Genomic DNA, 18,711 nt, shown 5'->3' on the forward strand with positions numbered 1-18,711 from the left:
TCACTGGTAGAGCGAGCCGGCGTTGACGACCGGCTGGGCGTCCCGGTCGGCGCACAGCACCACGAGCAGGTTGCTGACCATCGCCGCGCGCCGCTCCTCGTCCAGCTCCACGACCTGCTCGGCGTCCAGTCGTTCCAGCGCGAGCTGCACCATCCCGACCGCGCCCTCCACGATCCGCTGCCGCGCCGCGACCACCGCGCCCGCCTGCTGGCGGCGCAGCATCGCCTGCGCGATCTCCGGCGCGTAGGCCAGCCGGGTGATCCGGGACTCCACGATCCGGACGCCCGCCGACGCCACCCGCAGCGACAGCTCGGCCGACAGTTGCGCGGTGATCTCGTCGGCGTTCTCGCGCAGCGACGTGCGGTCGGCGGCGTCGTAGGGGAAGCTGCCCGCGATGTGCCGGACGGCGGCCTCGGTCTGGAACGCCACGAACTCCACGAAGTCGTCCACCTCGAAGACGGCGCGGGCGGTGTCCTCGACCTGCCAGACGACGACGGCGGAGATCTGGATGGGGTTGCCGTCCAGGTCGTTGACCTTGGCGAGCCCGGTCTCGTGGTTGCGGATGCGGGTGGAGACGCGCTGCCGCGCCGCGACCGGGTTGACCCAGCGCAGGCCGCTGTCGCGGACCGTCCCGGTGTAGCGGCCGAGCAGCAGGACGACGCGCGCCTCACCCGGCGCGACGGGCGTCAGCCCGGCCAGCGCGACGAGCCCCGCGACGATCAGCACGGCTCCCGCGGCGAGCCCGACGACGATGAGCGCCCCGCCCGCCGCCGTCAGCCCCACCGCGAGGGCGATCCCGCCGACGACGGCCGCCAGCCCGGCCCACAGCGCCGCCCAGCCGTTGGCGTTGCGCGCGCGGCGTTCCTGGATCTTCGGTTCCGGCATCTCGACCTGCGTCTCCATGACCCCTCCTCGGTGTGCCATCACCACGTTAGCAAAGTGATATCACTTTTCCAAGGGCCGGACGCCGACGCGGAGCGCGGTCGTCCCCGCAGCCTCCCCGAGGGCGGCGTCCAGGTCCGTCAGGGGATGGACGGTCCCGAGGACGTCCGAGACGGGCAGGCGCGCCGACTCGGCCCAGGCCACGGCCCCGGCCAGGTCGGCGGGTGTGTAGTTGTGGACGCCCCGGACGGTCAGCAGCCCGCGCACCACGTCCTGCGCCGACCAGTCCAGCGCGACGCCCGGCGAGACCGTCCCGGCGAGCACGATCGTCCCGCCGGTCGCGGTGCGGGCCGGAGCGCGCCGGACCGCGTCGGCCGCGCCGGACAGTTCGAGGCAGGCGTCGGCGGGCGGCACCTCCTCGTCCGGGCCGGCGGCGTGCCGCGCGCCCGCCCGCAGGGCCGTCGCGCGGCGTCCCGGATCGGGGTCGAGGACGGTGACGGACGCGCCCCGGCCGGCGAGCATCGCGGTGGCGAGGACGCCGAGCAGGCCCGCCCCGCAGACGGTGACGTCCCGTCCGGCGACGTCCCCGGCGGCGCCGGCGACCGCGACGGCCGTCGCCGTCGCGCACCCGAGCGGCGCGGCGAGGGCGGCGGGCAGGTCCGGCGGCACCACGGCCAGCGGGGTCCCGGCGCGGACGAGCACGTGGCTCGCGTAGCCGCCCGACAGCGGCCCCGCGTCCGCGAGCGCCGCGTGGCCGTACTTGAACAGCCGCGCGCACTTGTGCGGCAGGCCCCGGCGGCACCGCGCGCACGTCCCGCACGCCGCGTAGATCCCGATCGCGACACGGTCGCCGGCCGCGACGCGCCGCCCCCGGACGTCGGTGACGGCGTCCGGCCCGAGCCGGACGACCCGTCCCACCACCTCGTGACCGAGCACGCCCGGCGCCGGGCCCGGCCGCCGTCCGGCGACGGTGTGCAGGTCCGAGCCGCAGACCGTCGCCAGCTCGACCGCGACCAGCAGCTCGCCCGGCGCGGGGTCGGGGGGCGCGACCGCGAGCGGCCGGTGCCGTCCGCCGGGGCCCGGCCACACCAGCGCGATCACGCCGCGAGCCGCCGCCGGACGAGCGAGCTGAGCAGGTCCACCGCCACCACCAGGACGAGCACCATGAGGATGTAGGTGAGCATCTGGTCGAACCGGAACTCCTGGATCGACTGGTTGATGAGGAACCCGATCCCGCCCGCGCCGACGAGCCCGAGAACGAGCGACGCCCGCACGTTCACGTCCAGCCGGTAGAGCGCGAGCCCGACCAGTTGCGGCAGGCACGCGGGCAGCACCGCGTGCGCGACGAGCTGGGCGCGGCCCGCCCCGGCGATGCGCAGCGCCTGCGCCGGGCCGTCGTCGGCCTCCTCCATCGCCTCCGACCACAGCTTGCCCATCACGCCGGTGTTGTTGCAGACCAGCGCGAGGACCCCGGCGAACGGGCCGAGCCCGACGGCGGTGACGAAGACCAGCGCGAACACCACGTCCGGGACGGCCCGCAGGAACGACATGATCCCCCGCGCAGCCTGGTAGACGGTCGCGTCGCCGTTGACGGCCCGCGATCCGAGCGCGCACAGCACCGCCGTGAACGGGATCGACAGCGTGGTGCCGAGCAGGCCCGTCCACAGGGTCACCAGGCAGGCTTTCAGGCCGTCCCGGACGACCGGGTCCCACGTCAGGTCCGGCGGGACGGCCTCGGACACGAACCGCGCCATCCCGTGCCACCCGTCGGCGAGCATCCCGAGGTCCATCTCGGTGCCGCGCCACGCCGCGACGTGCAGTCCGACGACGACGGCCGCGACGACCGTCCCGGCGGCGAGCGTGCGCGGGCTGCGCGGCCGGGGCGGCACGGCCAGCCGTTCGGGCGCGCTCATGCGGCTACCTCCTCGTTCGCGGTGTAGAGGGCGGCGACCTGCTCGGCGGAGACGGCGTCGCCGCGCCCGGCGAACGCGATCCGCCCGCCGCGCAGCCCGACCAGCCGGTCGGCGTGCCGCCGGGCCAGGTCGGGCTGGTGCAGGACGGCCGCGACGGCGAGCGACTCCGACCGCGCGAGGCCCGCCATCACCGCCATGACGTTCTCGGCGGCGGACGGGTCCAGCGCCGAGACCGGCTCGTCCGCCAGCAGCACCTTCGCCCGCTGGCACAGCGCGCGGGCCAGCGCCACGCGCTGCCGCTGGCCGCCCGACAGCGCGGCGGCCCGCTCGTGCGCGCGGTCGGCGAGGCCGACCCGGTCCAGGCAGGCCATCGCCTCCTCGCGCAGGTCGCGGGGGAAGACCGCCGGCGCCCACGACCGGCGCAGCGGCAGCCGGCCGAGCGCCCCGGCGCAGACGTTGTCCAGCGCCGAACGCCGTCCGACCAGGTGGATCTGCTGGAACACCATCGCGACGCGGGCGCGGTCGGCCGGGCGCGGCGCGGCGAGCAGGTCGGCGCCGAGCGCGTGGACCGTTCCCGCGTCCGGCCGGACGAGCCCGACGACGCACTTCAGCGCCGTCGACTTGCCCGACCCGTTCGCGCCGAGCAGCGCGACGACCTCGCCGGGCGCCACGTCCAGGTCGAACTCCGACAGCACGGCGCGCCCGCCGAAGGACTTGCGCAGCCCGCGCACGCTGAGCGCCCCCATCTACAGGTTCTTCTCGGTCAGGCCGAGCGTCTTCGCCAGGTCGAACAGCGGCTGGTAGGTCTGCCGCGTGACCGGGACGAGCGGGCCCGGCTGGACGTCCAGGTAGGAGCCGACCTTGGCGACGTCCTGCGGCGTCAGCGAGGTCAGCGCCGCGACGAGTCTGCTCCGGAACGCCGGGTCCAGGCCCTTCGCGACGGTGATCGGGTCGTTCGGGATCGGGTCGGACGCCCAGATCTGGCGGTACTTCGCCGCGTCGAACTGGTGCTCGGCGGTCGACGTGGCCTGCTGCTGGGTGTTGATCTCGGCGGCGTCCACCTTGCCGTAGGTGAGCGCAATCAGGGACTGCGGGTGCCCGCCCGCGTACTGGAGCTTGACGTCGGAGTCGGCCAGGCCCGCCTTGCGGAGCGCGTAGCGGGGCAGCGCGTCGCCGGACGTCGAGCCGGTGTCGGACAGGGCGAGCGTGCGGCCCTTCAGCCCGGCGATCGAGGTGATCGGGCTGTCCTTCTTCACCCAGATGCCGGCCTTGTAGGTCGAGACCGTCCGGTCCGGGTTGCCGAATGAAACGACGGGCTCGGCGCCGGTGCGCCGCGCCGCGAACACGAACCCGAGCGGGCCGAACTGGGCCAGGTCGAGCTTGCCGTTCTGCATGGCCAGCACCTCGGCGGAGTAACCCTGGACGATCTGGACCTCGACCGGGCACCCGAGCTTCGCCCGCAGCGCGTCGCCGAGCGTCTTGTAGGCGGGGGTGAGCTTGGCGGCGTCCTCGAACGGCTCGACGCCGAAGCGCACCTTGCCGTGCGGGCACCCGCCCGTCGCGTCGGCGCCGGACGATCCGCAGCCGGTGAGCGCGAGCGCGGCCAGGGGAAGCGCGGTCAGGGCATGGAGGAATCTACGCATCTCGGGGCCTTTCAGAGGAGTGAGTCGAGGACGGCCCGCGCCAGTCCGTGCGCGGTGGTCATGCCGATGCCCGAGGTGACGGCGACGGCGCGGACCCCGTCGGCGACCTTGGCGTTCAGGAAGTCGGTCGTCGCGGACGAGGCGTACACGCCCCGCCAGCGCCGCAGCACGCGCAGGGACGGGACGCCGAGCAGCCGCGCGCCCTCGCGCAGCAGCAGCGCGGCCGTGTCCTCGTCGTCGAACGGCGGGTGCGCGGCGGCGTAGTGGTGCGTGTCGCCGAGGACGATCGCGCCGCCGGGCCGCTGGGTGAACATCAGGTTCACGTCGGCGTCCAGCAGGTCGGGCCGCTCGGCGGCGACGACCGCGCGCAGCGCGGCGGCCGACGGCTGCGCGGCGAACCCCCGGTAGCGCAGCAGCGACGTGCCGGTCAGGACGCCGGGGGCGACGCGCAGCCCGTCCGGCGGCGCCACCTCCAGCATCTGGAGCAGGCAGCGGGTCACCCCTTCGGCCGCGTCCGGCAGCAGCCGGTCCAGGTCGTGGCCCGCCGCGACGACCGTCCGCGCGGCCCGCACCTCGCCCCGCGACGTGCGGACGAGCCCGGGTTCCACCCCGAGGACGGTCGTGCGCCACGCGATCGGGACGCCCTGCCCGGCGAGCCACCCGGCCAGCGCCGGGATCACCGCCGGGGCGTCCAGTCGCAGGTCGAGGGGCAGGTGGGCGCCGCCGAGGACCGCCGGGTCGGCGCGCGGCAGGTGCCGGGCGACGCCCGCCGCGTCCAGCAGCCGGACCTGGCCGGCGCCGCGCTCGGCGGCGAACTCCTCCAGGACGGCCAGTTCCTCGGGGCGCCGCGCGACGACCAGCGTCCCGCACGCGTCCGCCGTGAAGCCCGCCTCGACCGCGAGCCGCAGCCAGGTCTCGCGCGCGGCCAGCGCGTAGCGGAGCGCATCACCCGTCTGCGCGGTGACGCAGATGTGGCCGAAGTTGCGGACGGACGCGCCCGTGGCGAACGCGTCGCGCTCCACGATCGCGACCGACAGGCCGCGCCGGCGCGCCTCGGCGGCGTGCGCGAGCCCGACGACGCCCGCGCCGACGACGAGCAGGTCGACGGGCGAACCGGGGAGCGGAGAGGTGGGAAGGCTGGTCATGGCCCCAGAGAGTCGCCGCGGCCGGCGTGGCGCGTCAACGGTCCGGACGCTCTTGTACAGACAAGTTAATCGCCTGTTCACCTGGTCAATGGCCATGTTGACAGCGCCGCGGACGGCACTTGTATGGTCACCTTCGTGACGTCCCTACATGCCCGGCTCGCCGACGCCCTCCGCGAGCGGATCGTGACCGGCGCGCTCGCCGTCGGCGAGGCGCTGCCGTCGGAGGCGCGGCTCGGCGAGGAGTTCGGAGCGTCCCGCGGGACGGTCCGGCAGGCGCTGTCGGCGCTGCGCCACGAAGGGCTGATCGAGGGCGGCCGGGGGCGGCAGCCGGTCGTCCGGCGCCGTCCGACGGCCCAGCCCTTCGAGACCTTCCTGTCGTTCTCCGCCTGGGCCGACCAGACCGGGCACCGGCCCGGCCAGCGCACCGTCGAGCTGGCCCGGCGCGGCGCCGACCCGGTCGCCGCCCGCGCGCTCGGCGTGCCGCCGGGGGAGCCGGTCATCGACGTTCTACGGCTGCGGCTGCTCGACGGCGAACCGGTCATGCTGGAGCGCAGCACGTTCGTCCTCGACGTCGGACGGCTGCTGTTCGACTTCGACCCCGACGGCGGCTCGCTCTACGCGGGCCTGCTCGCGCGCGGCGTGGACATCACCGCCGCCACCCACACCATCGACGCGATCGCCGCGCCGTCCGCCGACGCCGAACGCCTCGGTGTCGCCAAGGGCAGCCCGCTGCTGCGCGAGCGCCGCACGGCGTGCACGGCCGACGGACGCCCGGTCGAGTACGGCGACGACCGGTACCGGCCCGACCGCGTCGCGTTCACCATCGCCAACGCCCGCGCGCAGCGCCTCGCGTTCGTCCGCACCCTGCCCGACACCGGAGAGACACCGTGAACGCATCGTTCGACCTCGCCGCGCTGGACATGGCCGGCACCACCGTCCAGGAGGGCGGCGCCGTGTACGCCGCCCTGGAACAGGCCGTGGCGGGACACGCCGGCCGTCCCGTCCCCGCCGCCGCGCTGCGCCGCTGGACCGGCACCGACAAGCGCGAGGCCGCCGCCGGGCTGCTCACCGAACTGACCGGCGCCGCCCCCGCCGCCGACGTCGACGCGGTCTACGCCGACTTCGCGGGCCGTCTGGGCGAGGCGTACGCGACCGTCCCGCCGGTTCCCCTGCCGGGCGTCGCCGACGCGATCGCCGCGCTGCGCGCCGCCGGGGTGAAGGTCGTCCTGCAGACCGGCTACGCCCGCGACATCGCCGAATCCATCCTCGCCGCGATGGACTGGACGGTCGGCGGCACCGTGGACGGCCTGGTCACCAGCGACGAGGTCCCCGCCGGCCGCCCCGCCCCCTACCTCATCTTCCGGGCGATGGAACTGGCCGGCGTGACGTCCGTCGACCGCGTCCTTGTCGCCGGGGACACCCCCAACGACCTGGCCGCCGGCCGCAATGCCGGAGCGCGCTTCGTGGTCGGCGTCCTCTCCGGCGCCGGATCCGCCGCCGACCTCGGCGCCGAGCGCCACACGCACCTCTTGCCGTCGGCCGCCCGGCTCCCCGCCCTCCTCTGACCCCGCCCGGTCCGGAACGCCGAAGGACCGTGGGGCTCCGCGACTCGGTCGCGGAGCCCCACGGTCGGGGGCGGTGTGTCAGGCGACGGGGACGGGCTCCTCCGCCGCGTCCGGGATCACCTTCGGGACGGACCGGAGCGTCACCAGCGCCGCCCCCGCGACCAGCACCGCGAAGCCCGCGCTGAGCAGGAGCGCCGCGTGCATGCCGTCCACGAACGCGGTCCGCGCGGCATCGACGACCTGGGCGCCCGCCTGGGCCGGGAGGGCGGACGCGGCCTCGAACGCACCGGGCAGCGAGTCGCGGGCGTGCGCGGCGGGGCCGTGCGGGACGCCCGCCGGGAGGTCCAGCGCGTTCCGGTAGACGAGGTTCAGCACGCTGCCGAGGACGGCCAGCCCGAGCGCGCCGCCGAGTTCGGTCGCGGTCTCGGAGATCGCCGACGCCGCGCCCGTCCGCCGCCTCGGCACCGACGCGAGCACGGTGTCTCCGGTGACGGTCAGCGCCAGGCCCATGCCGACGCCCGACAGGACGGTCGGGATCGCGATGATCCAGTACGCGGTGCCCGTCCCGACGACCTGGAACGACGCGAACGCGGCGGCGGCGATGACCATGCCGAGCGCGACCGTCCGCGCCCGTCCGGCGGCGGCGATCAGCGGGGGCGCCAGCGCCGCGCCGCCCGCCATCGCGCCGAGCGCGCCGGGAAGTCCCGCCAGGCCCGCCCGCAGCGGCGACCAGCCGAGGACGAGCTGGAAGTACAGCGAGAAGATCAGCGACTGGGCGACCAGCGCGAACATCGCGAACAGGTTGGCGCTCACCGAACCGGTGAACGCGCGGTCGCGGAACAGCGAGACGTCGATCAGCGGCTCGTCCAACCGCGTCTGCCGCCACAGGAACGCGGCGATCCCGGCGACGCCGACCACGGCCGCGACGTACACGCGCGGCTCGCCGCCGTGCGCCGCCGCCTCCTTGACCGCGTAGACGAGCCCGAGCACGCCCGCCGCCGACAGCGGGACGCTCGCGAGGTCGAGCCGTCCGCTGACGGTCGCGGGCGCCTTCGGTAGAACCGCCAGCCCCGCCACCAGCACGAACAGCATCACCGGCACGTTGATCAGGAACACCGAGCCCCACCAGAAGTGCCCGAGCAGAGCCCCGGCGACCACCGGCCCGAGCCCGACCGCGAGCCCGCCGACCGCCATGAACCCGCCGACGGCGGCCGTCCGCTGCTTGGGGTCGGTGAACACGGCGCGGATGAGCGACAGCGCCGACGGCATCAGCGTCGCCCCCGCCACCCCGAGCAGCGCCCGCGCCCCGATCAGCAGCTCCGCCGACCCGGCGTACGCCGTCACGGCCGACGCCGCCGCGAAGAGCGCCGTCCCGATCAGCAGCAGCCGCCGGTGCCCGATCCGGTCACCGATCCCGCCCATCGTGACGAGCAGCGCCGCCAGCGCGAACCCGTACGCGTCCGAGATCCACAGGATCTGAGTGGCGGACGGCCCGAGATCGGCGCTGATCCGCGGAATCGCCTGGTTGAGAGCCGTGAGATCGACATTGGGGACGAGCGCCACCACCGCGCACAGCGCGAAGGTGCCCCACTTGCGAGCAGAAGAGATCGTTGCCATGCCGAGCACTCTGGATCCCGGCACTGACCACCGACGCACCAACCACTGACCACCCGGCCCCCGCCGGTGCGCGAGCCATCAGCCGAGGACAGCGCACACCACAAGTAAGGCCCCTCGCCTCAGCCCTCCCCTCCGCAACGCCCCGAGCCGACCTCGCCCACGGCGTCGGCCAGGCGTGCCGCCTCAGGGCCATCGCGCACGGAGAGCCCGCGAAGGTCGATGCCGCATGCAGCGGGAGGACGGCGTCGGCCGCCAAGCGGGCCGCTTCGGGGACGCCGCGCACGGGAAGCCCGTCAGGGCCGCCGTCGCGCGGGTCGAGTGCTGCGCCCCCGGCGTCCCTTCGCGGAGATTCCCGGTCCGGTTCGGCGGCGCCGTCGGCGGTCGTGCGGGCCGCTTGGGGGACATCGTCCACAGCGGCTCGCCGGGCCGACGCCGCGCCCAAAAGGTAGGCGACGTCGCCGGTGGGGTGGGGCGTCAGGTGAGGGCGGTGCGCATCACCTCTTCCGGGGTGAGGGCGGCGCCACGGGCGTGTTCCTTCGCGTACGTTTCCGGGCCGAGTTCGGCTGCGGCGTCGGCCGCCAGGCGGGCCGCTTCGGGGACGTCGTCCACGGGGGAACCCGCGAGGGCGGTGGCCGCGCCGAGGAGGTAGGCGGTCTGGGCGGCGTCGCCGGTGGCGAGGGCCGCGCCGGCCAGGCCCGCCACGGCGTGGGCGCGTGCCGCGAAGATCGGGTGGTCGGTCGCCAGGGCGAGGGCCGTCCGGAACAGTTCGGCCGCGTGCGGCCCGTCGCCCTCGGCCAGCGTCACCCAGCCGAGGCCGACCAGGCCCTCCATTTTCGTGGCCTCGGCGAGGTAGCGCTCGGACGTCCGCAGGCCCGGTTGCGCCTCCTCGTACCAGCGGCGAGCTTCGGCGACGTCGCCGCGTGCGCGGGCCAGCAGGCCCAGGCCGTGGTAGGCGGCGGACACCTTGTCCGGTGCGCCCGCCCGGCGGGCGAGCAGGGCCGCGCGGCGATAGTCCGCCGCGGCGGCGTCGGCGTTCTCGGCGCGTTGCAGCAGGCCCGCCCGGCGGCACAGCAGGTCGGCCGAGTCCTCCAGGGCGCCGAGCTGCTCGGCGAGGTCCAGGGCCTCGGCCAGCAGCGCGCGGGCGCGGTCCCGGTCGCCCCGGGCCTCGGTGAACGACGCCAGGGTGTCCAGCGTGTTGGCGATGCCCCATCGGTCGCCGACGCGCCGGAACCCCGCCAGCGCCGCCTCGCAGCAGCGCGCGCCCGTCTCGGCGTCGCCCCGGAACTGGGCGAGGAAGCCCTCGCTCATGACCAGCACGGCCTGCGACCAGTCGTCGTCGGCGCGGATCTGCCGGACGAACGCGTCCTTGTCCGTCCGGTCCGGCCCGGCCGTCAGCGCCCACAGCACCATCGCCGCCGGGTGCCGCGACGGACGGTCGATGCCCGCCAGCACCGCGTCGGCCCGGTCCAGCCACGCCACCGCCCGCTCGCCCGCGCCCCCGCCCGACGCGGCGTTGGCGGCGCACATCACGTACTCCTCCTCCAGCCCCTCGGGCACGTCGGGGCCGAGGACGTCCATCAGCTCGGCGGCCAGCGCCGCGCCCTCGATCCGCCCGCGCAGCCACCAGTACCAGGACAGCGCGGCGACGAGCCGCAGCGCGACCGGGGGATCGCCGAGCGAGCGCCGCAGCGCGGCGTGCAGGTCGCCGTGCTCGGCGACCAGCCGGTCCAGCCAGACGAGCTGGTCCGCGCCGCGCAGGTGGCCGTCGGCCCGTTGCGCCAGGGCGAGGAAGTGGGCGGCGTGCGCGCGTTCCAGCTCCGCCCGCTCGCCCGCCTCGTCCAGCCGCTCCGCGCAGAACACCCGGATCGTGTCGAGCATCCGGAACCGTGCTCCGTCCGTCTGGACGAGCGACTTGTCGGCCAGCTCCAGCACCAGCTCCTCCATGCCGGGCAGGCCGCACACCTCCTCCGCCATCGCGAGCGTGAACCCGCCGGTGAACACCGTCAGACGGCGTGCCGCCGCGCGCTCGTCCGCGCCCAGCAGGTCCCAGCTCCACTCCACGACCGACCGCAGCGTCCGGTGCCGTGCGGCGGCCGTCCGGTCGCCCCGCGACAGCAGCCGGAACCGGTCGCCCAGCCGTGCCGCGACCTCCTCCACCGGCAGCGAGCGCAGCCGCGCGGCGGCCAGCTCGATCGCCAGCGGCAGGCCGTCCAGCGCCGAGCAGATCCGCACGACCGCGTCCACCGTGCCCGCCTCGACGGCGAACCCGGGCCGGACGGCCGCCGCGCGGTCCGCGAAAAGCCGGACGGCCGGGTACGCGGCGGCGGCGTGCGCGTCCGCGCCCTCGGGCGGAAGCCCCAGCGGCGGCAGCGGACGCAGCGTCTCCCCGGTGATCCCGAGCGGCTCCCGGCTCGTCGCGAGGACGCGCAGCAGCGGGCAGGACGTCAGCAGCCGCCGGGCCAGGTCCGCCGCCGCCCCGATCACGTGCTCGCAGTTGTCCAGGACGAGCAGCAGCGGCCGTCCCGCCAGCGCCGCGACGAGCCGGTCCACGCCCGGCGCGCCGCCCCCGCCGCCGGGCAGGATCGCGCTCTCGCGCAGCCCGAGCGCCCCGAGCACCGCCTTCGGCACCTCCGCGCCGTCGCCGAGCGGCGCCAGGTCCACGAAGCAGGTCTCGCCGCGCTCGCGGCCCGCCGCCTCGATCGCCAGCCTGGTCTTGCCCGCGCCGCCCGGGCCGAGCAGCGTGACGAGCCGCCCGGCCGCCAGCGTCCGGCCGACCCGGTTCAGCTCGTCGTCGCGCCCGACGAAGCTGGTGAGCTGCGCGGGCAGCGGCGGCCCCGCCGGTCTTCGCTCCGGGGACGCGCCGCGCAGGAGGCCGACGTGGACCTCGGCCAGCGCGGGCGACGGGTCGGCGCCCAGCTCCTCGGCGAGCCGCGTCCGGACGTTTTCGAACGCGGCGAGCGCCTCCGCCTGCCGGCCCGCCGCCGCGAGCGCCCGCATCAGCAGGCCGACCGCGCGCTCCCGCAGCGGATGCCCGGCGAGCAGCCCGCGCAGGTCGTCGATCGCCTCGGCCGCCGCGCCGAGCGCGAGCCGCGCCGCCGCCAGGTCCTCCAGGGCGCGCAGCCGCGCCTCCTCCAGCCGTGCCGCCTGCCCGGCCGCGAACGGCGCCGCGACGCCCGCCAGCGCCGGGCCGCGCCACAGCCCGGCCGCCTCCGCCAGCAGGGCCGCCGCCTGCGGGAACGCGCCCCGCTCCAGCGCCCGTCCGCCGTCGCGGGCGAGCCGCTCGAAGCGCAGCGCGTCCACGTCGTCGGGGTCGGCGACGAGCCGGTACCCGTCCGCGCCGCCCGCCACGAGCCCCGCGTCCCCGAGGCCGCGCCGCAGCCGCGACACCTGCGACTGCAGCGCGTTGGACGCCCCGCCCGGCGGATCGTCCCCGTACAGCCCGTCGATCAGCCGGTCCACCGGGACGAGCCGCCCGGCGTCCAGCGCCAGCCGCGCCACGAGCGCCCTGACCATGGGACCGCCGACGGTGACGGCCCGCCCGCCGTCGTCCACCTCCACGGACCCGAGAACCCCGAAACGCATGGCCCGATTCTCGCCCATCCGTCCCGGCCTCCGCCGCCCCCGCCCGCGCCTGTGGAAAACCTCCCGCCGCCCGGGGAACAACCGCCCGTCCCCGCCCGTTGGAACAGATGCGCCCCAGAGGCGTCGTGCGGTGCGGGGACCACCGGGGGGATGGCTCCCCGCACCGCGCCTTAGCCGCTGCTCCGCCGGTACTCCTCCGCCTCCGGCACGTCCTTGTACTCCACGAGGTGGTTATCGGCGATGCGGGCCAGGACGTCGCGCACCTCGCCCGGAGTCGCGTAGAAGAACTCGCGCCGGTTGTTCACCCGGTTCACGCGCCGCTCGGCGAACTCCTGGTGCAGCCGGTTCTCCAGCTCCACCGCGTCCGCACTGAAGATCAGTGCATGGACGTCGAAGTGGAACGGCACCGACGCGTCGCCCAGCTCGCGGACCCGTTCCATCGGATCGAGCCGCCGCGTCATCCCGATCTTGACCATGCGCTCCCCGAACGCGCCGAGGTTGGAGATCACGTAGACGTGGCCCGTCCGCGTGTTGGCCTCCCGGCCCGCGACGCTCGTCAGCGCCGCGTCCACGTCGTCGAGCTTGGCCCGCAGCTCGTCCGCGCCGGACGCGTCGCCGCGCGCCTCCAGCCGGACGATCGCGGACTCGACGTGCGACCGCTCCTTCAGCAGCCGCGCCTTCTCCCGCTCGAACTCGCGGCGCGCCTTGTCCTCCTCGCGCTGCCGCTCGCGCTCGGCGCGGATCCGCTCCCTCTCCTCCTCGGCCTTGGCGAGGTGGTCGGCCGTCAGGCGCAGCTCACGGCGCCGGACGTTCCGGTACTTGGCGCTGACGCGGATGTCCATCGTCTTGCCGAGCCGTTCGATCGTCTGCGCGGTCTTGTCCAGCCGATCCAACGCCGACTGCAATTTGTACGGCCGCATCGTCCGCACCAGGTTGTCCGCCTCGGCGTTGTAGGCGCGCAGCATCAGCTTCGAGAAGTCGCGGACCATCGCGCGGCCCTGCGCCTGCGACCCGTTCACCGACCAGTTCGTCGCGCCGACGACCGCGCGTCCCTCCCGGGCGATCGAGCTGATCTCGTCCTTCACGGCGGCGAGCTTGGCCTTGTAGGCGACGACGTCGGCGAGCGGATGCAGGTACTCGTAGACGCCGACCTCCTGCAGCAACGCGACGTCCCGCGTCTCGACGATCGCGGTGCGCGCCTCCTCCAGCCGCGCGGTCTCCCGTCTCAGCTCGGTGCGCGTCTCGTCCAACCGCATCCGGAGCGCGTCGATCTCGGCGGCGAGCCGCATCGGCTCCAGCAGGCCGAGCCGCTCCGCCTCGGCGCGCAGCCGCGCGTTCTCCGCCTCCAACTCCTCGATCCGCTGCTTCCGCCCGCCGAACACCGGCCGCCGGTCCCCACCCGTCGCACCGAACGGCGACGGCTCCGGCGGCGGCGCCTGGACGGGTGCTGGGACGGGCGCTGGGACGTCCCGCACCCAGAACTGCCAGTCCGGCGGGGGCGCGGGCCAGGACGGGTCGGCACGCCACCCCGGCGGCGGCGTCCAGCCGGGCGGCGGGACGGGCCACCCGGGCGGACTGACATAACGCCAGCTCACAGGTGCCTGCGCCACCGGCGCGGCGGGAGCCGCAACCACGGGCGGGTGCGCCGCCGGCGCGGGCGTGACGGGAAGCGGCGTGGGCGCGTAGGCCGCAGGCGTGGCGGGCGTAGAAGCGACGGGCGGCGCGAAGGTCGAGGGCAGGGGCGGGAGGGCGCCCGGCGAGGGCATGCTCGACGCTGGCGCGGGAGGGGCGGTCGCGGGCGTCAGGGGCGCGGGCGCGGCAGAAAGGGGCATGGCCGGTCCGGGCGCGGTCGGTGTGGGCGCGGCAGGTTGGGGCGCGGCTGAGCCGGGCGCGGCAAGGCGGGGTGCGGCTGAGCCGGGCACAGCGGACGCGGGCGCGCCGGGCACGGCGGGCGCGGGTGCGGCAGGCGGGGACGTGGCGGGTGCGGGTGCTGCCGGGACGGGTGGCGGGAACGCGGGTGCGGCGGCCGGTGCGGGAGCCAGGCGCTCGCGCACGAGCCCGACGAGCATGCCGGCGTCCCGCTCCGCGAGGTCGCCGTAGGCGGTCCGCGTCCCGCCGGCGTCGACGATCAGAGACCGCCGCCCCGTCGCGGCCGCGGGCGCGTCCACCGAGGTCATGTCGGTGAGCGCGACCCGGACGGCGGGCCCGACCTTAGCGATGTCGGCGGCGACGAAGCCGAGGAGCCGCCGCCCGGTGACCGCGACGTGGGTCAGCCCGCCGGGCGAGCGGGAGACCGCGGCCAGGCCGAGCACGCTCTCACCGGGCGCGAGGAAGAGCCCGACCAGGCGCAGGAGCCGGGCGGAGTCGGCGGGGTCCACATCGCCGCCGATCAGGGGAGGGGCAGCGTCGCCCTGGGTGGTCATCGTTCGTCGGGTCCGTTCCGTGTCCGAGGTGCCACGGCCGCTACGGCCGTGCGCCTGTGGGACGCGTCACTCACCCGTCGGTTTACGCCTCCACCACAACCGGCCACGCTGCGTCACAGAGGCGGCGCCTTGCGAGCGGTCCCCCGGTAGGAGGCGGCGTCGTAACGACGCTCGACCTCATCGAACTTGGCGTTCGCAGCCTCCAGCAGGTCGATGCCGAGCCGGTCCGCCAGCCGCGTCAGATAGGCGAACACGTCGCCGATCTCCGCCCGGACGCGGGCGAAAGCCGCCGGATCCTCGGCGAGCCGCTCACTCTGCTCGGGCGTGAGCCACTGGAACTCGGCGACCAACTCGCCCGCCTCCCCGGCCAGCGCCATCGCCAGGTTCTTCGGCGTGTGGAACCGCTCCCAGTCCCGCTCCGCGCCGAACTCCCGCAGCCGGGCGGCGAACTCCTCGATCTCGCGCATCCGGCCAGCCTAGGACGGTCAGGCGGCGGGGGAGTGGTGGGCGGCGTGGTCGTGCCAGTCGGCGAGGAAGGCGCGGACGAGTTCCTCGGCGCGCGTCGTCGCGTCGAACGCGGTGGTAAGGCGGCGGCGGGCGATCGAGGCCAGGGAGTCGGCCGTCTCGTTGAGGGGGTGCCCGGCATGGCCCTTGACGTGGTGGAGGCCGAGGCGGGGGCGCGCCGCGACGGATTCGGCCAGTCGGACGAGCGCGGGCCCGCCCGAGCGGCGGTCGTGCGGGGCGTAGCCCTTCGGCATCGGTTCGACGTCGCCCGACCGCCACCGGCGCAGCAGGCGCAGCGCGGCGAGGCTGTCCACGAGGAGCGTCAGCGGGCCGTCGTCCTCCAGGCGGTCCAGGAGCAGCGCGACGGCCTTGAGCTCGCTGACGAGGACGTTCCCGGGCCCGGCCGGCTCGCCGGGACCCGACACGCAGCCGTGCATCCCCCAGCGGCCGTCGCTGACCACGTAGCCGAGCCCGCAGCGCCGGTTCTTGCAGGACGCGTCCGTCGCCGCGACCGTCGGTCCGGGCCGCCGCGCCCACTCGGCGAGGCTCCCGTGGTGGCCCGCGCGCGGCGCCGGACGGGCCGGAGGCCGTTCGGGCGACTGCGGGCAGCGCGGATGGTGCCGCCCGGAATCGACGTGGTGCTCGGCCTCCGCCAGCGCCGTCTCGACCCAGGCGGGGTCGTTGTACCGGGCGGCGATGAAGCACAGGTCCAGGGAGGTGCGCGCGGCCGCGCAGGTGGGGCACGCCTGCGCCCGGGTGGCGGCGGCGCGCATCCGCCGGGCGCGGTCGGCGGTCCGGGGCGGCAGCAGGAGGAGGCCCGACTCGAACCGATGGAGCGACATCGTCGTCGTAGTCATGGGACGCCTCCCAGGCATGACATCCGTTGATTTGACGGCTAAAATACAACATATTCGCAAGCCCGATCAAGCGAAAACGGCATTTCCGCAGCCGTCGGTCGGGCGATTCCGTATGGGAAAAGGAATTCGTCGCGTCCGGCGAGTTATCCCGGGGTTCCGGGCCGTCCGCCGGGAACGCCGCTGGTCAGGCGAGGACCGTCCGGCGGGCTCACACTTTCCTTGCCCGAAGGTGAGACGACGGGGGCGCGACGGTGCCGGTCGCGGACGGGCGAAACGCCGCCGATAAGCCCGCTGACCTGCGGATTCAAGGGATACGGATCATCGTCTCGTATCGCCTATTTGCCGATGTGTCCGGACGATACGTCCAAGGTCATCGGGGAGGCGCAGAAATGCATTCCGGTCTATAACCAAAGGTGACCCTGTTCGGCCCTGCCCTCGGAGCCCCGATGCGCCGTTCCCGCCTCTGCCAGGCCGCCGCCGGAACCGCCGCGGTCCTCGCCGCGTCCCTTGCAGCACCGGTCCAGGCCCGCGCCGCCGGGCCGGACTACGTCGCGCTCGGCGACTCCTACTCGTCCGGGACGGGGGCCGGTTCCTACGACCCCGCGTCCGGCGACTGCCAGCGCAGCGCCAACGCCTACCCGCGCCGCTGGGCCGCCGCCCACGCGCACTCGTCGTTCGCCTTCGCGGCCTGCTCGGGCGCGACGACCGCGACGGTCGCGAGCGGCCAGCTCGGCTCGCTGGCGGCGAAGACCGACCTGGTCAGCATCACCGTCGGCGGCAACGACGCGGGATTCGCCCGCGTCATGCAGACGTGCGTGCTGCAGTCCGCGACGAGCTGCCAGAACGCCGTCGCGGGCGCGCGGACGTTCGCCGAGCAGACGCTGCCGGGCAGGCTGGACGGCCTGTTCGCCGCGATCCGCCGCCGGTCGCCGTCCGCGCGGGTCGTCGTGCTCGGCTACCCGCACCTCTACACGATCGTCAGCGGCTGCGTCGGCATCGGCAACACCAAGCGGACGGCCCTCAACTCGGCGGCCGACACGCTCGACCAGGTCGCCGGGGCCGCCGCGCGCCGCGCCGGGTTCGTCTTCTCCGACGTCCGCGACGAGTTCGCCGGGCACGAGCTGTGCTCGGGCGACGGCTGGATCAACGGCGTGACCGTCCCGCTGGGCTCGTCCTACCACCCGACCGCCAAGGGTCACGCGAACGGGTACCTGCCCGCGTTCGCCGGGGCGGTCGCGCCCGCGCTCGCGCGCTGACGGGACGGCCCGTCAGCGGAACATCCCGCCGGACTCCTCCCCGTCGTGGTCGCTCTCGCGCCGGGGCTCGGCGTCGAGGTATTCGTCGTCGGGCCAGAGCTGGTCGGCGAGCCAGGCGAGGTACTCCTCGTCGCCGGGGTCCAACTCGGCGGTCATGGATTCGGGATAGCCGCCCGGTTCCTCTCGTGCGGGCGCGGTGCGCAGCAGTCGAGGCAGCCAGAGCGCGAGCGCGCCGGCGAGTGAGGCGAGAACGAGAGCCGTGATCACACCGCGCCGTCCTTCCGCGTTGGTATCCGGGGCGTGATCTTGCGTACGCGATCCTTGCGTAAGGAGCAAAACGCTTGAACGCTACTAGGCGGATCTATCGGATGGGAGCGCGACATGCCGCACGGGAGGGAGACTGATTCCGCGGACTTTCCCGGAAGTTGGGACATGTGCCCGGCGGCGGAGACGATCGGGAAGCGCCCCCTACGACCGCCGGGGACAGGGCCTCAGCGCGGCGGTGCGGCGGCGGGACGGTGCGGTGCCACGGACCGGCCGTCGGGGAGCAGCTCGCCGGTGTCCTCGAACAGGACGATGCCGTTGCAGAGCAGGCTCCAGCCCTGCTCGGGATGCGTCGCGATGACGCGCGCGGCCTCGCGGTCGCGGCCGTCGGCCTGCGGGCACGGCGGCTGGTGGGAGCACGGCTTGGTGAAGCGAGCGGGCATGAGGACCTCCGTGTCCCCGGGATGAGGACACCCATCAGCGTGCGGCCGAGTGTCCGAAAAAGGCAAGTTCATGGGTAATTCTTTACCTTTGGCATCCGACAAAAACGCGCACCCGGGCTTTCCGGCCCGCACGCGTCAATCGGCGGCGTCCTCGCCGTCGCGGGCGCGCCAGGACCGCTCCAGGTCGAGGTACTCGTCCTCGGGCCAGTGCTCGGCGGCGAGCCAGGCGAGGTACTCCTCGTCGCCGGGGCCGAGGACGGCCGTCAGCGACTCCGGATGCGGCGGGGTCCGGCGGGTCGGCCCGACCCGTGAGAGGGCCAGGCAGAGCAGTGTGAGCGCGGCGAGGGCGGTCGCGACGACCATCGTCGGTCCTCTCCTGACCTGTCGGGCGGCGGGACGATCATGAATGGCTTTCACAAAACCTTCGGCACGCTACAAGGAACGCAGGCGTTCCGAAAGTCGATCTCCGCCGCCGCGCGCCCGTGCCGTGTCCGAAATACGGCGCTTACGACGTCCCCAATCCCGTATGGGGTGCGGGCTGTCCGTTCGTGTCCGAAACGATGCGCGGCGTGACGGCTCGCGCCGCGTGCCACTTTCTCGCCGCGGACCGCCCGGCC

At 75.2% G+C, this 18,711-nt stretch carries 17 protein-coding genes; 3 read left to right on the forward strand and 14 right to left on the reverse strand.

Annotated features, from left to right (window positions below):
• The 6 genes from BTM25_RS22695 to BTM25_RS22720 are packed head-to-tail and all read right to left on the reverse strand — an operon-like array spanning position 1 to position 5,583.
• On the reverse strand, positions 1-903 hold the full coding sequence (locus BTM25_RS22695; protein WP_103565013.1) for an SPFH domain-containing protein: 903 nt from the start codon (positions 901-903) through the stop codon (positions 1-3).
• Between the two features lie 42 nt (positions 904-945).
• Positions 946-1,983, reverse strand: a complete 1,038-nt coding sequence (locus BTM25_RS22700; RefSeq protein ID WP_103565014.1) for an alcohol dehydrogenase catalytic domain-containing protein — start codon at positions 1,981-1,983, stop codon at positions 946-948.
• Positions 1,980-2,795, reverse strand: a complete 816-nt coding sequence (gene phnE, locus BTM25_RS22705; RefSeq protein ID WP_103565015.1) for a phosphonate ABC transporter, permease protein PhnE — start codon at positions 2,793-2,795, stop codon at positions 1,980-1,982. Before phnE ends, BTM25_RS22700 begins: the two co-directional genes overlap by 4 nt.
• A complete protein-coding gene (locus tag BTM25_RS22710; protein WP_103565016.1) occupies positions 2,792-3,541 on the reverse strand; it encodes a phosphonate ABC transporter ATP-binding protein in 750 nt (249 codons plus the stop codon). Before BTM25_RS22710 ends, phnE begins: the two co-directional genes overlap by 4 nt.
• Positions 3,542-4,438 carry a phosphate/phosphite/phosphonate ABC transporter substrate-binding protein gene (locus BTM25_RS22715; RefSeq protein WP_103565017.1) on the reverse strand — a complete coding sequence of 299 codons (897 nt, stop codon included), beginning with the start codon at positions 4,436-4,438 and terminating at the stop codon, positions 3,542-3,544. It lies immediately after the preceding gene.
• 11 nt (positions 4,439-4,449) lie between these two features.
• Entirely contained in the window at positions 4,450-5,583 is a 1,134-nt protein-coding gene (locus BTM25_RS22720) for a TIGR03364 family FAD-dependent oxidoreductase (RefSeq protein ID WP_103565018.1), read from the reverse strand.
• 135 nt (positions 5,584-5,718) lie between these two features.
• On the opposite strand from BTM25_RS22720, the gene BTM25_RS22725 reads away from it, so the two are divergent.
• Positions 5,719-6,474 carry a GntR family transcriptional regulator gene (locus BTM25_RS22725; RefSeq protein WP_205648225.1) on the forward strand — a complete coding sequence of 252 codons (756 nt, stop codon included), beginning with the start codon at positions 5,719-5,721 and terminating at the stop codon, positions 6,472-6,474.
• Positions 6,471-7,148 carry a phosphonatase-like hydrolase gene (locus BTM25_RS22730; RefSeq protein ID WP_103565020.1) on the forward strand — a complete coding sequence of 226 codons (678 nt, stop codon included), beginning with the start codon at positions 6,471-6,473 and terminating at the stop codon, positions 7,146-7,148. Before BTM25_RS22725 ends, BTM25_RS22730 begins: the two co-directional genes overlap by 4 nt.
• A gap of 78 nt (positions 7,149-7,226) precedes the next feature.
• On the opposite strand, the gene BTM25_RS22735 is transcribed toward BTM25_RS22730, so the two are convergent.
• The 5 genes from BTM25_RS22735 to BTM25_RS22755 form a co-directional block, all read right to left on the reverse strand.
• The gene (locus tag BTM25_RS22735; RefSeq protein ID WP_103565307.1) at positions 7,227-8,765 is read right to left on the reverse strand and encodes an MFS transporter; all 1,539 of its coding nucleotides are present in this window, start codon (positions 8,763-8,765) and stop codon (positions 7,227-7,229) included.
• 474 nt (positions 8,766-9,239) lie between these two features.
• Entirely contained in the window at positions 9,240-12,347 is a 3,108-nt protein-coding gene (locus tag BTM25_RS30745; RefSeq protein ID WP_205648226.1) for a BTAD domain-containing putative transcriptional regulator, read from the reverse strand.
• A gap of 170 nt (positions 12,348-12,517) precedes the next feature.
• Positions 12,518-14,770, reverse strand: coding sequence for a DUF4041 domain-containing protein (locus BTM25_RS22745; RefSeq protein WP_235828577.1), 2,253 nt, complete (start codon positions 14,768-14,770; stop codon positions 12,518-12,520).
• A 113-nt stretch (positions 14,771-14,883) separates the two neighbouring features.
• Positions 14,884-15,237, reverse strand: a complete 354-nt coding sequence (locus tag BTM25_RS22750) for a nucleotide pyrophosphohydrolase (protein ID WP_103565022.1) — start codon at positions 15,235-15,237, stop codon at positions 14,884-14,886.
• Positions 15,238-15,255: 18 nt separating this feature from the next.
• Positions 15,256-16,131 (reverse strand): ribonuclease HI, encoded by an 876-nt coding sequence (locus BTM25_RS22755; protein ID WP_146059115.1) that lies wholly within the window; start codon positions 16,129-16,131, stop codon positions 15,256-15,258.
• Positions 16,132-16,577: 446 nt separating this feature from the next.
• Here BTM25_RS22755 and BTM25_RS22760 point away from each other — a divergent pair, with 446 nt between their 5' ends.
• Positions 16,578-17,387: an SGNH/GDSL hydrolase family protein gene (locus tag BTM25_RS22760; protein ID WP_103565024.1), complete on the forward strand. Its 810-nt coding sequence runs from the start codon at positions 16,578-16,580 to the stop codon at positions 17,385-17,387.
• Between the two features lie 12 nt (positions 17,388-17,399).
• Here BTM25_RS22760 and BTM25_RS22765 read toward each other — a convergent pair whose 3' ends face one another.
• The 3 genes from BTM25_RS22765 to BTM25_RS22775 all read right to left on the reverse strand — a co-directional run bounded on the left by BTM25_RS22765 (position 17,400) and on the right by BTM25_RS22775 (position 18,457).
• Positions 17,400-17,654, reverse strand: coding sequence for a hypothetical protein (locus BTM25_RS22765; protein ID WP_103565025.1), 255 nt, complete (start codon positions 17,652-17,654; stop codon positions 17,400-17,402).
• A gap of 224 nt (positions 17,655-17,878) precedes the next feature.
• On the reverse strand, positions 17,879-18,094 hold the full coding sequence (locus BTM25_RS22770; RefSeq protein WP_103565026.1) for a DUF5999 family protein: 216 nt from the start codon (positions 18,092-18,094) through the stop codon (positions 17,879-17,881).
• Positions 18,095-18,229: 135 nt separating this feature from the next.
• Positions 18,230-18,457 (reverse strand): hypothetical protein, encoded by a 228-nt coding sequence (locus tag BTM25_RS22775; protein ID WP_103565027.1) that lies wholly within the window; start codon positions 18,455-18,457, stop codon positions 18,230-18,232.
• Positions 18,458-18,711 lie beyond the last annotated feature (254 nt).

It is taken from the genome of Actinomadura rubteroloni (genome assembly GCF_002911665.1).
GTDB lineage: Bacteria > Actinomycetota > Actinomycetes > Streptosporangiales > Streptosporangiaceae > Spirillospora > Spirillospora rubteroloni.

Excerpts from the sequence above, each read along its gene's own strand:
- BTM25_RS22695 (WP_103565013.1), bottom strand. The coding sequence starts at position 903 with ATGGAGACGCAGGTCGAGATGCCGGAACCGAAGATCCAGGAACGCCGC.
- phnE (WP_103565015.1), bottom strand. The coding sequence starts at position 2,795 with ATGAGCGCGCCCGAACGGCTGGCCGTGCCGCCCCGGCCGCGCAGCCCG.
- BTM25_RS22710 (WP_103565016.1), bottom strand. The coding sequence starts at position 3,541 with ATGGGGGCGCTCAGCGTGCGCGGGCTGCGCAAGTCCTTCGGCGGGCGC.
- BTM25_RS22715 (WP_103565017.1), bottom strand. The coding sequence starts at position 4,438 with ATGCGTAGATTCCTCCATGCCCTGACCGCGCTTCCCCTGGCCGCGCTC.
- BTM25_RS22720 (WP_103565018.1), bottom strand. The coding sequence starts at position 5,583 with ATGACCAGCCTTCCCACCTCTCCGCTCCCCGGTTCGCCCGTCGACCTG.
- BTM25_RS22735 (WP_103565307.1), bottom strand. The coding sequence starts at position 8,765 with ATGGCAACGATCTCTTCTGCTCGCAAGTGGGGCACCTTCGCGCTGTGC.
- BTM25_RS30745 (WP_205648226.1), bottom strand. The coding sequence starts at position 12,347 with ATGCGTTTCGGGGTTCTCGGGTCCGTGGAGGTGGACGACGGCGGGCGG.
- BTM25_RS22745 (WP_235828577.1), bottom strand. The coding sequence starts at position 14,770 with ATGACCACCCAGGGCGACGCTGCCCCTCCCCTGATCGGCGGCGATGTG.
- BTM25_RS22750 (WP_103565022.1), bottom strand. The coding sequence starts at position 15,237 with ATGCGCGAGATCGAGGAGTTCGCCGCCCGGCTGCGGGAGTTCGGCGCG.
- BTM25_RS22755 (WP_146059115.1), bottom strand. The coding sequence starts at position 16,131 with ATGACTACGACGACGATGTCGCTCCATCGGTTCGAGTCGGGCCTCCTC.
- BTM25_RS22760 (WP_103565024.1), top strand. The coding sequence starts at position 16,578 with ATGCGCCGTTCCCGCCTCTGCCAGGCCGCCGCCGGAACCGCCGCGGTC.
- BTM25_RS22770 (WP_103565026.1), bottom strand. The coding sequence starts at position 18,094 with ATGCCCGCTCGCTTCACCAAGCCGTGCTCCCACCAGCCGCCGTGCCCG.
- BTM25_RS22775 (WP_103565027.1), bottom strand. The coding sequence starts at position 18,457 with ATGGTCGTCGCGACCGCCCTCGCCGCGCTCACACTGCTCTGCCTGGCC.